This is a genomic window from Novosphingobium sp. (genome assembly GCF_025351285.1).
GTDB lineage: Bacteria > Pseudomonadota > Alphaproteobacteria > Sphingomonadales > Sphingomonadaceae > Novosphingobium.
This window is the reverse complement of the sequence record NZ_JANXWG010000070.1, coordinates 1-13,013: the sequence shown is the minus strand read 5'-3', so window position 1 is coordinate 13,013 and position 13,013 is coordinate 1. Positions and strand designations below refer to the sequence as shown.

The window sequence follows — 13,013 nt, the reverse complement described above, 5'->3', positions numbered from 1 at the left end:
GACCTGCTCGACCTTGCCGAGCCTGATCCCGATGCGGAAGAAACCGGGCTCGAGGACTCGTTCATGGATCACCCCGCCGATGGTCCCGGTTGCCCTGTCGCTGATAGCAGCGGCGATCAGGCATGGATCGAGTGGACGACTATGCGCGGGAACCAGAAGGGCGGGCCTGCACCGTCACCGGGCCATGAGGATGCCGAAGAGGACGACGAAGCGGAAGAGGATGATCCATCGGGTCAGTGCGATGAGGACGGGATCAATACGCAAGGCCAAAGCTTGCAGCATCGCTCTGCCTGGAGCCCTGGCTGCGAGATCAGCGACCCCGGCGGCTGTCAGCACAATGATTGCGAAGAGGAGCAGATGCACGGCGACGTGCCGGCGCCCCCGGTCTACACCCTGCACCACAATCCGTTCAACGATCAGCGGACTTTGCTGGCGCGTCCTGGTCCGGGCGGCTCGGTCTATTTCAACGTTGGCGACAAGCTGTGTAAAGGCGAACCCATGCCGCGTGGGCCGATCGCGCTTGCGCCGCCTGTCGCGCCGTGATCTACCCCTATCGGGGGCTAGGACGGTGCTTCTTTTCGCCGACCCAGGCGGGCGTCGTCCGACGATCCTCTGCACTTGACCCCCGCTTCGGCGGGGGTTTTCTTTTGTCCGGCGAGTTAGACAAAATGTTAGACAGCCAGCGCTTGGGCCTATCAAACTTGAGCTAAGTCATTGAAACAATGGTGCCGGCTGCAGGAATCGAACCCGCGACCCCCTGATTACAAATCAGGTGCTCTACCAACTGAGCTAAGCCGGCTCGCGCGGGTGGCCGCGCGGGTTGCTTTGCCCCTTGCCTCAGCGCGCGCCGAAGGTCCAGCCCTCGGTTTGGGCGATCTGCGGGGTGAGCGCTGGCGGTTGCCACAATTTCGCGACGCCGCCGCTGTGCCGCAGCCAGGCGGCAGTCACCAGTGCGTCGGAGCGGTGATCGTCGATCGGCGCGGAGCTGGGGCCGAACGATGCGGGTAGTGTCTCGCTGCCGAGCGCGGTGAGTGCGGTGTTCACCTCTTCGATCGAGCGCATTTTCGAGCGGCCGGGCGCACGGCCCGCCACCATCGCGGCAATGGTGGTGTAGATTTCCACGATCACGCTGCCCTTGGCGGGCAGGGGGTCGATCGGCCAGACCGGCACGTGGTTTGCCACGCGGTGCAGCAGCCGCATGCCGGTCAGGCTGGATTTGCCGACTTGCGCCGCGCCGACGAGGTTGAAGTTGCTGTAGGGCCGGCAGCCCAGCGCTTCCTGCGCACGCTCGGTCACGCGGAACCGCCCGCGCCCGCCTCCGAACAGTGCGCCTTCGCGGCCGCCGTGGCGGCGGTAATGGGGTGCAACGTCGAGGTGATCGACGAAGCTGCTGGCGCTTAGATGCGGAACATCGGCGCAAATCTGCTCGACCAGCGCCCACAACCCGCGTGCATCGGCGGGGGATTCGGACCAGCCGGGCAGGAACGCAGCCCGATCGGTGAATGGCAGCGAGATGCCGAGATCGAGCCCGATCAGACTGTCTGGCGGAGCTTCAGCGATCAGCCAGCGGGCGACTTCGACGCGCGACCAGCGGTGGCCCGGCCGCACGATCCGGGGCGCCTCGCGGCCAGTGCTCGCGATGGCCACCGCGATCCCGGCATGGCGCTCACCCACCGCGCCCGACCAGTCGATCGCCACGAAATGCTCGAACCTGTCGGCCTTCATCGTTTGCGCGTACTGGGCGGCGGAAGACTTGCTGCAATTTCGCACGCGCGTTCGATCGCCTCGCGGACGCGGTCTGGTTCGGGGCCGGGTTCAGGGCCGGGTTCAGAGCTGTCGAAGCGCACGAGCAACGCAGCGGACCCGACATAGTGCGGCGACTGCCAGAATGTCGCGGGGCCGGTCTCGATCAGGATGTCGACCAGCCCGTGGTCGAGCCGCAGGCAGAATGAACTATCGGGTTCGTGCCCAACGAACAGGGAGCCCTGGCCATTGGCCGCGACCTTTACGGCAGGCTTGCCGAAGCTGGTCGAGAGCTTGGTTCCGGGCAGCGTCAAGGCAAACGCAATCGCCGCATCGAAGCTGGCGATCGGCTCATTCATCGCGCAAGTCCTGGCGCCGCTTTGTCCACCACTCCATGCGCTTGGCCACCTCGCGCTCGAACCCACGTTCGACCGGTGTATAATACGTCTGCGGCGTCATGCCTTCGGGCCAGTAGTTGGCGCCCGAAAAACCGTCCTCGGCATCGTGGTCGTAAGCGTAATCCTTGCCGTAGCCGATGTCCTTCATCAGCTTGGTCGGCGCGTTGAGGATATTGGCGGGCGGGGCCAGGCTGCCGGTTTCGCGCGCGCTGGTCCAGGCGGCTTTCTGTGCTTTGTAGGCGGCGTTCGACTTGGGTGCAGTGGCGCAATAGAGGCAGGCTTGCGCAACCGCGAGTTCGCCTTCGGGGCTGCCCAGGAACTGATAGGCGTCCTTGGCCGCGAGGCACTGGATCAGCGCCTGTGGATCGGCGAGGCCGATGTCCTCCGAGGCGAACCGAACCAACCGGCGCAGCAGGTAAAGCGGTTCCTCGCCGGCCGTCAGCATCCGCGCCAGATAGTACAACGAAGCTTGCGGGTCCGATCCGCGCAGCGCCTTGTGGAGCGCCGAAATCAGGTTGTAGTGCCCGTCGCGGTCCTTGTCGTAGACCGCCACGCGGCGTTGGAGAAAGCGCGACAGGCCCGCTGGATCGAGCGGTTCGGTCAGCGCCACGTCGAACAGCGTTTCGGCCTGGTTGAGCAGGAACCGACCGTCGCCATCGGCCGATGCGACCAGAGCGGCGCGGGCATCATCAGTGAGCGGCAATGCGCGTTCGGTCAGGGCTTCGGCACGGTTCAGCAATTCGCCCAGCGCGCGCGCATCCAGCCGGTGCAGGATCAGCACTTGCGCGCGGCTGAGCAACGCGGCGTTCAGGGCAAAACTGGGGTTCTCGGTCGTGGCGCCGACGAGTGTGACCGTGCCTTTTTCCACGAACGGCAGGAAACCGTCCTGCTGCGCGCGGTTGAAGCGGTGGATCTCGTCCACGAACAGCAGCGTCTTGCGGCCGGCGCGGGCATAAGTATCGGCTTCGGCAAACGCCTTCTTCAGATCGGCAACGCCCGAGAACACCGCGCTGATCGCGGCAAAGCGCATCCCCACCGCATCGGCCAGCAACCGCGCGATGCTGGTCTTGCCGGTGCCCGGCGGCCCCCAAAGGATCATCGAGGACAGCTTGTTTGCGGCCACCATCCGCCCGATCGCACCTTCGGGTCCGGTCAGGTGTTCCTGCCCGATGATCTCGGACAAGCCGCGCGGGCGCAAGCGATCGGCCAGCGGCGCATCTGCGGCGGGTTCGGCTTGCGCGGGGTTGGGGGCAAGCGGCGGGTCATCGGCGAAAAGATCGGGCATCCGCCGCCAAGATAGGGCCTCCGCTGCAAATTGCAGCCCCGGTTTGCCGGGTGGTCGCGCTTATGGTAATTTGTAGCGAGCTCGCGACGGGGGAGATGCGCGATGGACGATACGGTTTCGGGTGCGCAGCGGACGCCGTGGCACGTGTGGGCGGTGGGCGTGATCAGCCTGCTGTGGAATGCCTTCGGTGCCTTCGATTACGTGATGTCCAAGCTTTCACCGCAAAGCTACTTTCACCAGATGGGGCTGAGCGACGCAAGCGTGGCCTATATGCTGGCGTTTCCCGCGTGGCTCACCGCGTTCTGGGCGCTGGGCGTGTGGGGTTCGGTGGCAGGCTCGGTGCTGTTGCTGATGCGCTCTCGCCACGCCGTGACCGCGTTCGTGCTCTCGCTGCTCGGGCTGGCGGTGAGCCAGGGTTATCAGGCGCTCGTCATGCGACCGCCAGAAAATCCCGGTTCGGCGATCACCGTGGTGATCTGGGCGTCGCTGGCGCTGTTCCTCTATTACGCCTGGGCGATGGCGCGGCGCGGCGTGTTGCGCTGATCGATTACCGCCGCTTGTTGCGCTCGCGGCGGCGGATCAGCCGCACATAAGTGTCGGCGACCGCCTGGTTGATCGTGTCCCAACTGAATTCGAGGCTGCGCGCTTCGCCGGCGGCACCGTGGCGGCCGCGCAAATCGGCATCGCCGATATAAAGCCGCAGCGCTTCGGCAAATTGCCGCACAGCGCCCGGCGTGATCAACCGGCCCGACACCCCGTCGTCGACCAGGCTCTGGCTGCCGGTTGCCGCGGCCGCGACCACGGGCAACCGACAAGCCATCGCCTCTAGCGTGACGTTGCCGAACGTCTCGGTGACCGAGGGATTGAACAGCACGTCCATGCTGGCCACCGCCCGCGCAAGGTCCTTGCCGCCCTGAAATCCGGCGAACACCGCATCGGGTAGCCGAGCCTCGAACCATTCGCGCGCGGGACCTTCGCCCACGATCAGCACTTTGTGCGCGATCCCGCGGCGGGTGAGCTGGTCGACGCTGTCGGCAAAGACGTCGAGGCCCTTTTCCATGACCAGCCGGCCGAGGAAGCCGACCACGATGTCGGAATCGGCAAGGCCGTGCCCCTTGCGCCACGCAAGATCTCGGCGGCCGGGATGGAAGATCTCGCGATCGACCCCGCGCGACCAGATGTTGATATCGTAATTCATCCGCTCATCACGGAGCACTTGCGCCATCGATTCGGACGGCGCGACCAGAGCATCGCAGCGGCGGTAGAAGCGGCGCAGCATCGCGGTCAGCACCGGTTCCAGCCAGGCCATGTTGTAATAGCGCGGGTAGGTATCGAAGCGGGTGTGGACCGAGCACAGTACCGGAATTCGCCGCCTTCGCGCCCAGCTTACCGCGCGATGCCCGACGATATCGGGCGATGACACGTGAACGACGTTCGGGCCGAAGTCCTTGAGATCGCGCCGCACCCTGGGTGATAGCGCCAGCGGGAACCGATATTCGGACCGGCCAGGCAAGGGCACCGACGGCACCCCTACCAGCTTGCCGCGCGACGGAAAGGCTGGGTTGGCCACCTTGGGCGCATAGACCCGGATTTGCGCGCCCTGTTGGAGCAGATAGCCGACCAGCCGGTTCAAGGCCTGGTTGGCGCCATCACGGACGTAGTTGTAGTTGCCGCTGAACAGCGCAACGCGCAAATCGGCAAGCGGTCCGGGAGCTGGTTCCGAGCCAACAGATTCGGGTGCGGTGATTTCGTGTTCGGGGGTGGCCATCGTGCCACGCCCCATACTAGCCGCATTCGATATTGGCGAGCGTTTCAAAACGAACGTGCGCCGGGAAGGCCCGGCGCACGCCCTCCAAGGAATTTACCAGTGGCCGCGATGGCTTTCGTGGCGATAGCCATGATTGTAGCCACGATCGTAACCGCGATAGCCGTTGTAGCCGCGATACTGGCGGTAGCCGTCGTAATAGTAACGCGGCGCGCGATACGTGGGATAGCTGTTGTAGTAGCCATAGGCCGGATAAGCCGGATAATAGGCCGGGCCGGCATAGTAATCGTCATAGTAGTAGCGCGGGCGATCCGACGCGATCGCGGCACCGACGGCCAGGCCAAGAATGCCAGCGCCAACGGCAACCGCCGCATCATCGCCGCCACCACGGTGCCAGCCACGCGCTTCGGCGGGGGCGGCAGCGGTCAGCGCAACTGAGCTGATCAGCCCGACAAGGGCGGTCTTTGCAAGGGTATTCAACGACATCTCGTGTCCCCTTCAGGGTTTGCGCCCGCGACTCGGATGGCTCGGCCGGCGGGCAGGGCGGTATTTGAAGCCAAGGTGTCGCAGTTGAACTTAACGATCTGTGAACCAACGATTGTTCGCGAATTCGGCGCGAGCCAAACGAAAGCGCGGGGCTGCATCTCTGCAACCCCGCGCCGGTTCATGTCAGGTCTCAGTACCCGCGGCGATAGTCGCCCCGATCGTTGTCGTAGCCCCGACGATCGTTGTCATGGCCGCGATACTGGCTGTTGTAGCCGTTGTTGTAGTACTGGTTGTTGTAGCCATTGTTGTAATAGCCGTTGGTGCCGTTGTAATAACCGACCTGGCCCTGCTGATAGTAGCCTCCGCCGTTGTAGCCACCGTTGTTGTAGCGGCGATCATAGCGGTCACGATCGCGGTGATGGTTGTTGCTGCTCGATGCGATGATCGCACCCAGCGCCAACCCGATCACGCCACCGACAATCGCGGCGCCGGCGGTGTCGCCACCACGGTGGCCGCGATACTCCTGCGCCGAAGCGGGGGTTGCCGAAACAAGGGCGGTTGCGGCCAGCGCGGCGCCGAGGGCAGTCTTGGTGATGATGCTCGTCATGGTCTGTCTCCTCAGGCGGGTGCCGGTGGCCCTGCTGGCCTCACGGGTTCCGCCTTCGAAAGTTGTTCTAGGCGAGTCGTTCTGAACGCTGCTGTAAGCAAGCTGGCAGCATTCGTTCAGGTTTGTGGGTGTTTTTATGAACGGTAATTTGGAGGGAAATCAAGGGGATCGGGGAGATTTTGACGGTTTGGACGGTGTCCTGTGGGGGAATTGAACCGCTGATCTTTGTTGGACTGTCAGGAAAATATGAACACGATCGGGGAAGAATTTCTCAGGTCGAAAGCTGTGCCTGCGCACGCGCGATCGGATACATGACCCTAAGCAATGTAGGAAAGGCAAAAATTGCTTTACCCCGTCAATGGGGGAGTGAATTTTCGGTTCCTAGTCCTAGCGCACAAGATTGGTCACAACCGCCGCTAGCATCTTGCTGGTGACCCAACCGAACAGGATCTCGAACCACACCAGCCCCCGCAGCGCATGACCCCAAAACAGCGCAGTGCCATCCGCGTGCGCGACGATAGGCGCCCAGTCGCCGTCCTGCTGGAGGTTGATCACAGGTAGGATCAGATCGAGCCAATAGATCGCGGGCTGGAGCGTCGTGTATTCGGGTGGGAGCGGGCAGGCAGGGCTGGTCCAGCGGGCCTTCGGGGCACCCGGCAACAGGTGGCCGGGGTGACGCGGATCGGGCGAGGCAGGCTGGCGGTCGCCCGGCGCGCCGCATACTTGGTGGAGCGCGCTCGTTTCGATCACTGCACTGCTCGGCCCGAAATAGCCCGCATCGCGGCCTTCGTAGAAGACAAACGAGTTGAGGATCCAGACGCCGATCATCCACAGCGCGGTCCAGGCCGGTCGATGCCCATAGCCGGCGAGCACTCGGAACAGAATGTGCAGCAAGTTTTCGGGCCAGCGCCACAAGCTGCCCGGCTTGCCGATCTGGCCCGCCCGACGCATCTGGTCCTGCTTGGCGATCGCCACTTTGGTCGCCTCGTGCGGATGGCCCATCGCACGCAGGACGGCAATGAGTTGCTCCCATGGTTGGGACCTGAAATCGCGATGATCGAGCTTGTCGTCAAGTTGGCTCCGCAACCAGGCGATTCGCTGGTGGCCATCAGTGGGCCCGACGATCCGGTCGTAAGCGAAACCATCAAGCAAATGCCCGCCGCCTTTCCAGACAAAACCGTCATCGAGCAGCGTGCCCACCGACGCCCCAGTCAATTTGATTGATCCGGTGACTGTGGCACCGCACAGGAACAACCTGCCAGTCACGCGGCAACCTTCCGCGTTGAGTGCCCGCTGGTTAGCGTTTGAGAAGTCGCCACCGGAGCAGGCAAGGTCGCCACCGATCTCGGCGCTGAGCAAGCGTACTTCGCCAGTGGCGGCGAAGCCTCTGCGCAGGAAGACGCTGCCGGTGACCTTCATTCGGTCTCCGTTCAGGCCGGCAATTTGACAGCACTTGGAGTGCGAGGCCACCGATTCTTGCGCCGCGCGCGACAATCGTGTCGGCGATGCGGCAATCCCACAGCCACAGCTCGCGCGGGGTGTTGATCGCGCTCATGTCGAGGCTACCTTCGATCCATGCTCCCAGCAGTCGCACACCCTTGCTGTGAACCGAATGGTCGGCATCGCCGCCGAGCAGGAGGAAACGGATCAGTGCGGCGCGGATGGTGCAAGCGGGATCAGCGGCATCGGGTCGCTTGCCGTTGGTGAGTGTGCAGTGTTCTCCGCGCTTGCATGCATCGACCAGAGCCTTTTCGGGACCAGAGCCTTTTCGGGCTTGGTCAGGCCTTTGAAATCACCCAGCCAGCTTCCGTACGGCAAGTGCGCGGGCCGTTAGGCGCGACGCGCGCGTGGAGATGGCTTGAGTGGTGTGGTTTGGAGCATGTAGTTCGTGCCTTGCTGATGGGCGAGTATGGCAGCGTGAGCGGGGGATGCAAAGGGGGGCTTGAACAGGTGGTGTTGCGCGGGAAGGCCTGTTGTTGCATCCGCCGGCGCCCGGCAGATTAATCACCCGACCGGCGCGTTTGCAACCCTCCGTGCACACCGCACCGGTTCCCTCCATTGTGGCGCAATTGTCACAGTTTCGCGTTGTGTGCAGATGCGAACGGTTTGCCGGAAACCGACCGCCTCCTCCGTCGTTACGCACGCACAGACTTTCTCTCCGGCGGATTTCCGCCTTGCAAAGGATTTTGGCATGATGATTTCACGGTTCCTGACGCTGCCCACGGCCAAGCACCTTGCACTGCCGCTGATCGCATTGGGCGCGTGCCTGGCGGTGCCGGCGCATGCGCAGTCGGACGATTCGACCTATGATCGTTCGAACGACGCCGGCCCGCGCTACAACGGCGTCTATATTGCCGGTGGCGTCGGCGCGACGATGCAGCCCAGTGATCGCAACGACACGCTGGTGTTCGATCGCGCCAACAACGGCCAATATGGCGCCGCACTGCCGAACGCGGGCGGCGGCAACGCCTTTGCGCCGGGCTTCTGCCACGGCGCGTTCACCAGCTCGACCGCGGGCAACTGCACGCCCGATCGCAACCGTCCTGATTATTCGGTGAAGGTCGGGTTCGACAGCCGTTCGGGCAACTTCGTCGCCGGCCTGCTGGTCGAAGGCCAGATGAACCGTTCGATCGACTACACTTCGGCGTTCAGCACCACGCCGGCGGCGTACCAGATCGCACGCCGGCTCGATTACAACATCGCGCTGCGCGGTCGGCTGGGTATCACGCCCGACAACGGCGGCGGTTTGTTCTACGTGACCGGCGGCGTCGGTTATGCGCGGATCAAGCACACCTTCACGACCACCAACGGCGTGAACCAGTTCACCCCCCAGCGCGACAATTCGTGGGTGCTGAGCGGCCAGTTGGGCGGCGGCGGTGAGGTGATGGTGACCCCACACGTCGGCCTGGGCATCGAGTATCTTTACAACCACTTCCGCGACAAGAAGTATTTCGTTGCGGTAACCCAGGGTACGGCGCCGGCAACCAACCCGTTCCTGTTGGGTGGCGGTCAGACCAACATCCAGAACAGCAACCCCAACTTCAACTTCCACACCGTGCGCGCGGTTGTTGCCTATCACTTCTGAGAATTCGGCCACCTCCAGGCCTTTTCAGAGGGTTGCACAGCAAAGGGCGGTCCCAGTCGGGGCCGCCCTTTTTGCGTTGAGCCGCCCCGTTGCTGCGGGCAATCGCCCTTGGTGGCTCCGAAATTATCCTTGTTTTTCAGTAGCGGCGGAGTTGGTCCGCCCGGGGCTGGCCGGAACGCGGCTGCCCGACGGGTGTTGAATACCCGACTGCCGGACTTGCACCGCATCCATGCGGACGGGCCCGGGGCAAACGCAACAACAAGGAGTCGCACATGAAATCGTTCGATCGGGCCCTGACCGGGGCGCTCGCACTTGCCACCCTGATGCCACTGACGGCTTATGCGCAGAGCACGCCGCCAGCGGATGCCACCACCGGCACCACGGCCACCGCGCCTTTGGACAGCACGACACCGCCGGCGGACAGCGCGGCAACCACGACTGCCACCTCTGGCACGACCGCGCCGCCAGCCTCGGCTGCGGTAACCTCGGGCGCAACGGTCTATGGATCGGACGGCGCGCCGGTCGGCACGATTGCCAGCGTTGCCGGCGGCAATGCGGTGGTCGATACCGGTTCGCGCAAGGCCACGCTGGCGCTGAACGCGTTCGGCAGCGGTCCGCAAGGGCCGACGATCACCGTGACGAAGTCGCAGCTCGAAGACGCGGTGGAGAAGGCCACACCGCCAGCACCGGCCGCAAGTGAACCGCCGGCCAAAGCCAAGAAAAAGGGCAAGTAAGCCCGTCGCTACAGACGCTTATAACGAAACGGCCGGGCAGGTGACTGCCCGGCCGTTATCGTGTGTGATTTCGGGAACTTCGCGTGCTTACGCGGCTTCCTTCTTCCGGCCGGCCTTCTTGCGCTCGTTCGGATCGAGCAGCGCCTTGCGCAGCCGGATCGACTTGGGCGTCACTTCGACCATTTCATCGTCGTCGATATAGGCGATGGCCTGCTCCAGCGTCATCACTTTGGGCGGGGTGAGACGGATCGCATCGTCCTTGCCGGTCGAACGGAAGTTGGTGAGCTGCTTGGACTTCATCGGATTGACTTCGAGATCGTCGGGCTTGGCGTTTTCACCGATGATCATGCCTTCGTACAAGGCTTCACCCACGCCGACGAACAGGATGCCACGTTCTTCCAACGGCCCGAGCGCGTAAGCGACCGCTTCGCCGGCGCCGTTGGAGATCAGCACGCCGTTCTTGCGGCCTTCGATCTTGCCCTTGTGCGGGCCGTACTTCTCGTAAAGCCGGTTCATGATCCCGGTGCCGCGCGTGTCCGACAGAAACTCGCCGTGGTAGCCGATGAGGCCGCGCGACGGCGCGCTGAAGGTGATGCGCGTCTTGCCACCGCCGCTGGGGCGCATGTCGGTCATCTCGCCCTTGCGGATCGCCATCTTCTCCACGACCGTGCCGGCATATTCGTCGTCCACGTCGATCACCGTGATTTCGTACGGTTCGGTGCGCTTGCCGTGATCGTCCTCGCCGAACAGCACGCGCGGGCGGCTGATGCCGAGTTCGAAGCCTTCGCGGCGCATCGTTTCGATCAGCACACCAAGCTGCAATTCGCCGCGGCCCGCCACTTCGAAGCTGTCCTTGTCGGCGCTTTCGGTGACGCGGATGGCGACGTTGGATTCGGCTTCGCGGTTCAGCCGGTCGCGGATCATGCGGCTGGTGACCTTGGTGCCTTCGCGGCCGGCCATCGGCGAATCGTTCACCGCAAAGCGCATCGACAGCGTCGGCGGATCGATCGGCTGCGCGTGGAGCGGTTCGGTGACCGAGGGATCACAAATCGTGTTCGACACGGTGGCGGCGGTCAGCCCGGCAATCGAGATGATGTCGCCGGCCTTGGCTTCTTCCACCGGCACCCGCTCAAGGCCCCGGAACGCCAGCAGCTTGGAAGCGCGGCCGGTCTCGATGATCTTGCCGTCGTTATCGAGCGCGTGGATCGGCGAATTGACCTTGACCGTGCCCGACTGGACCTTACCCGTCAGGATGCGGCCAAGGAAGTTGTCGCGATCGAGCAGAGTTACCAGGAACTTGAACGGGCCGTCGAAATCGGCCTCGGGGGCAGGGACGTGCTCGACGATCTTGGCGAACAGCGGGGTCAGCGTGCCCGCGCGCAGCGACGGATCTTCGCTGGCATAGCCATTGCGGCCAGAGGCGTAGAGCACCGGGAAATCGAGCTGTTCGTCGTTGGCTTCGAGCGTCACGAACAAGTCGAACACTTCGTCCAACACTTCCTGGATGCGCTCGTCCGGGCGGTCGACCTTGTTCACCACCACGATCGGCTTGAGGCCGAGCGCGAGCGCCTTGCCGGTGACGAACTTGGTCTGCGGCATCGCGCCTTCGCTGCTGTCGACCAGCAGGATCACGCCGTCGACCATGCTGAGGATGCGCTCCACTTCGCCGCCGAAATCGGCGTGGCCAGGCGTGTCGACGATGTTGATATGCGTCACGTCGCCGTTGGCGTCGGCCCATTCGACCGAGGTGCACTTGGCGAGAATGGTGATCCCGCGCTCCTTTTCGAGGTCGTTCGAATCCATCGCGCGTTCTTCGATGCGCTGGTTTTCGCGGAAGGTGCCCGACTGGCGGAACAACTGGTCAACCAGCGTGGTCTTGCCGTGATCGACGTGCGCGATGATGGCGATGTTGCGCAGGGCCTGCGTCATGGGAACGGATCTCTTTTCGGGGTAGCAGTGGTGGAAGCGGGTTCTGCCGTACTGGCTCCGCCGCGTTCGATCGGGGCGCGCCTAGCCGATCTTGTGCGCTGCGGCAAGGTGATCCCGGCGCGTGCGGCCACCGATGGCGCGTTTGCGCTTGTCGGGCACGCAAAACGCCATAAGCTGCGGGCTTCCGATTGGCCGGGTAAATGGCAGGTTGGACCACAAGGGGGATTTTGGATGGAATGGATGTTGATGCCCTATCGCAAGCTGTATCGCTTGATCGAGGGACGTTCATCTCGGCGCGAATTCTGGATGTTCATGCTGTTCAACTTCATGATCCTGGTGGTTGTCCTGGGGTTGTTTTTCGCGTTCGTCGGAGTAGCCGCTTTTGCTCCCGAGAACCTGCGCAATCCAGCGGCCATGGGCAGCGCGCTGATTGGCATGTTTGCGCTGCTGATACCGCTTTATATCTGGGCGCTGCCGACCGCCGTCGCAGCCTTCGCGGTAACGATCCGACGAATGCACGATCTCAATCTGTCGGCGTGGTTCTATCTGCTCTATATCGTTTTGAGCTTCATCCCGATCGTCAACATTCTCGCATTCATCGGGATGATCGTGTTGATGTGCCTGCCCGGAAGCAGCGGTTCCAACAAGTACGGGCCGCACCCGTCGCAAGGCTATTCGGAAGACGTCTTCAGTTAGGTTACTGGCCCCGTTCGCTCGGCGCGAACGGGGCTTAAGGCGCGATCAGTCCATCAGTTTCTGGATCAGATAGGTCATCGTCAGCGCGTTGGTCTTGGCGCTCTGCTTGATGTCGGCGCCCGATCCGTGGCCGCCCTCGGTGTTCTCGTAGTAGTAAAAAGGCAGGCCCATGCCCTCCATCCTGGCGGCGAACTTGCGCGCGTGCTGTGGCCCCACGCGATCGTCCTTGGTGGTGGTGAAGATGAACGGCTCGGGATACTTCACCCCGGCCTTGAGCTGGTGATA

The 13,013-nt window shown here is 63.5% G+C and carries 13 protein-coding genes, 1 tRNA gene and 1 pseudogene; 5 read left to right on the top strand and 10 right to left on the bottom strand.

The annotated features are described in order from the left end of the window. A pseudogene (locus Q0R16_RS08700) lies at positions 1-543 on the top strand (hypothetical protein); the annotation flags it as partial. Positions 544-723: 180 nt separating this feature from the next. On the opposite strand, the gene Q0R16_RS08695 reads toward Q0R16_RS08700, so the two are convergent. The 4 genes from Q0R16_RS08695 to Q0R16_RS08680 all read right to left on the bottom strand — a co-directional run bounded on the left by Q0R16_RS08695 (position 724) and on the right by Q0R16_RS08680 (position 3,426). After that, positions 724-799: transfer RNA gene (locus Q0R16_RS08695), tRNA-Thr, on the bottom strand. 38 nt (positions 800-837) lie between these two features. Continuing rightward, a complete protein-coding gene (locus Q0R16_RS08690; RefSeq protein WP_295635091.1) occupies positions 838-1,725 on the bottom strand; it encodes a hypothetical protein in 888 nt (295 codons plus the stop codon). After that, complete coding sequence (locus Q0R16_RS08685; RefSeq protein WP_295635088.1) at positions 1,722-2,102, bottom strand: hypothetical protein; 381 nt, start codon at positions 2,100-2,102, stop codon at positions 1,722-1,724. Before Q0R16_RS08685 ends, Q0R16_RS08690 begins: the two co-directional genes overlap by 4 nt. Beyond that, positions 2,095-3,426 carry a replication-associated recombination protein A gene (locus tag Q0R16_RS08680; RefSeq protein ID WP_295635084.1) on the bottom strand — a complete coding sequence of 444 codons (1,332 nt, stop codon included), beginning with the start codon at positions 3,424-3,426 and terminating at the stop codon, positions 2,095-2,097. The genes Q0R16_RS08685 and Q0R16_RS08680 overlap by 8 nt, the downstream gene beginning before the upstream one ends. Before the next feature lie 102 nt (positions 3,427-3,528). Here Q0R16_RS08680 and Q0R16_RS08675 point away from each other — a divergent pair, with 102 nt between their 5' ends. Continuing rightward, positions 3,529-3,969: a hypothetical protein gene (locus tag Q0R16_RS08675; RefSeq protein ID WP_295635081.1), complete on the top strand. Its 441-nt coding sequence runs from the start codon at positions 3,529-3,531 to the stop codon at positions 3,967-3,969. A gap of 4 nt (positions 3,970-3,973) precedes the next feature. Here Q0R16_RS08675 and Q0R16_RS08670 read toward each other — a convergent pair whose 3' ends face one another. The 4 genes from Q0R16_RS08670 to Q0R16_RS08655 all read right to left on the bottom strand — a co-directional run bounded on the left by Q0R16_RS08670 (position 3,974) and on the right by Q0R16_RS08655 (position 7,703). Then, on the bottom strand, positions 3,974-5,194 hold the full coding sequence (locus Q0R16_RS08670) for a glycosyltransferase family 1 protein (RefSeq protein WP_295635078.1): 1,221 nt from the start codon (positions 5,192-5,194) through the stop codon (positions 3,974-3,976). Positions 5,195-5,287: 93 nt separating this feature from the next. Next, positions 5,288-5,677, bottom strand: a complete 390-nt coding sequence (locus Q0R16_RS08665; RefSeq protein WP_295635075.1) for a hypothetical protein — start codon at positions 5,675-5,677, stop codon at positions 5,288-5,290. 190 nt (positions 5,678-5,867) lie between these two features. Beyond that, a complete protein-coding gene (locus tag Q0R16_RS08660) occupies positions 5,868-6,284 on the bottom strand; it encodes a hypothetical protein (RefSeq protein WP_295635072.1) in 417 nt (138 codons plus the stop codon). A gap of 387 nt (positions 6,285-6,671) precedes the next feature. Beyond that, positions 6,672-7,703, bottom strand: a complete 1,032-nt coding sequence (locus Q0R16_RS08655; protein WP_295635070.1) for a hypothetical protein — start codon at positions 7,701-7,703, stop codon at positions 6,672-6,674. Between the two features lie 772 nt (positions 7,704-8,475). Here Q0R16_RS08655 and Q0R16_RS08650 point away from each other — a divergent pair. Then, positions 8,476-9,369 carry a hypothetical protein gene (locus Q0R16_RS08650; RefSeq protein WP_295635067.1) on the top strand — a complete coding sequence of 298 codons (894 nt, stop codon included), beginning with the start codon at positions 8,476-8,478 and terminating at the stop codon, positions 9,367-9,369. Between the two features lie 272 nt (positions 9,370-9,641). Continuing rightward, the gene (locus Q0R16_RS08645; protein WP_295635064.1) at positions 9,642-10,103 is read left to right on the top strand and encodes a hypothetical protein; all 462 of its coding nucleotides are present in this window, start codon (positions 9,642-9,644) and stop codon (positions 10,101-10,103) included. 87 nt (positions 10,104-10,190) lie between these two features. On the opposite strand, the gene typA is transcribed toward Q0R16_RS08645, so the two are convergent. Further along, positions 10,191-12,032 (bottom strand): translational GTPase TypA, encoded by a 1,842-nt coding sequence (typA, locus tag Q0R16_RS08640; protein ID WP_295635059.1) that lies wholly within the window; start codon positions 12,030-12,032, stop codon positions 10,191-10,193. Here typA and Q0R16_RS08635 point away from each other — a divergent pair. Further along, the gene (locus Q0R16_RS08635) at positions 11,985-12,728 is read left to right on the top strand and encodes a DUF805 domain-containing protein (protein WP_295635056.1); all 744 of its coding nucleotides are present in this window, start codon (positions 11,985-11,987) and stop codon (positions 12,726-12,728) included. The genes typA and Q0R16_RS08635 overlap by 48 nt on opposite strands. A 45-nt stretch (positions 12,729-12,773) precedes the next feature. Here the strand turns inward: Q0R16_RS08635 and Q0R16_RS08630 are convergent. Next, on the bottom strand, positions 12,774-13,013 hold a 240-nt coding region (locus tag Q0R16_RS08630), incomplete at its 5' end, for a prolyl oligopeptidase family serine peptidase (RefSeq protein WP_295635052.1).

Excerpts from the sequence above, each read along its gene's own strand:
- Q0R16_RS08690 (WP_295635091.1), bottom strand. The coding sequence starts at position 1,725 with ATGAAGGCCGACAGGTTCGAGCATTTCGTGGCGATCGACTGGTCGGGC.
- Q0R16_RS08685 (WP_295635088.1), bottom strand. The coding sequence starts at position 2,102 with ATGAATGAGCCGATCGCCAGCTTCGATGCGGCGATTGCGTTTGCCTTG.
- Q0R16_RS08680 (WP_295635084.1), bottom strand. The coding sequence starts at position 3,426 with ATGCCCGATCTTTTCGCCGATGACCCGCCGCTTGCCCCCAACCCCGCG.
- Q0R16_RS08675 (WP_295635081.1), top strand. The coding sequence starts at position 3,529 with ATGGACGATACGGTTTCGGGTGCGCAGCGGACGCCGTGGCACGTGTGG.
- Q0R16_RS08670 (WP_295635078.1), bottom strand. The coding sequence starts at position 5,194 with ATGGCCACCCCCGAACACGAAATCACCGCACCCGAATCTGTTGGCTCG.
- Q0R16_RS08665 (WP_295635075.1), bottom strand. The coding sequence starts at position 5,677 with ATGTCGTTGAATACCCTTGCAAAGACCGCCCTTGTCGGGCTGATCAGC.
- Q0R16_RS08660 (WP_295635072.1), bottom strand. The coding sequence starts at position 6,284 with ATGACGAGCATCATCACCAAGACTGCCCTCGGCGCCGCGCTGGCCGCA.
- Q0R16_RS08655 (WP_295635070.1), bottom strand. The coding sequence starts at position 7,703 with ATGAAGGTCACCGGCAGCGTCTTCCTGCGCAGAGGCTTCGCCGCCACT.
- Q0R16_RS08650 (WP_295635067.1), top strand. The coding sequence starts at position 8,476 with ATGATGATTTCACGGTTCCTGACGCTGCCCACGGCCAAGCACCTTGCA.
- Q0R16_RS08645 (WP_295635064.1), top strand. The coding sequence starts at position 9,642 with ATGAAATCGTTCGATCGGGCCCTGACCGGGGCGCTCGCACTTGCCACC.
- typA (WP_295635059.1), bottom strand. The coding sequence starts at position 12,032 with ATGACGCAGGCCCTGCGCAACATCGCCATCATCGCGCACGTCGATCAC.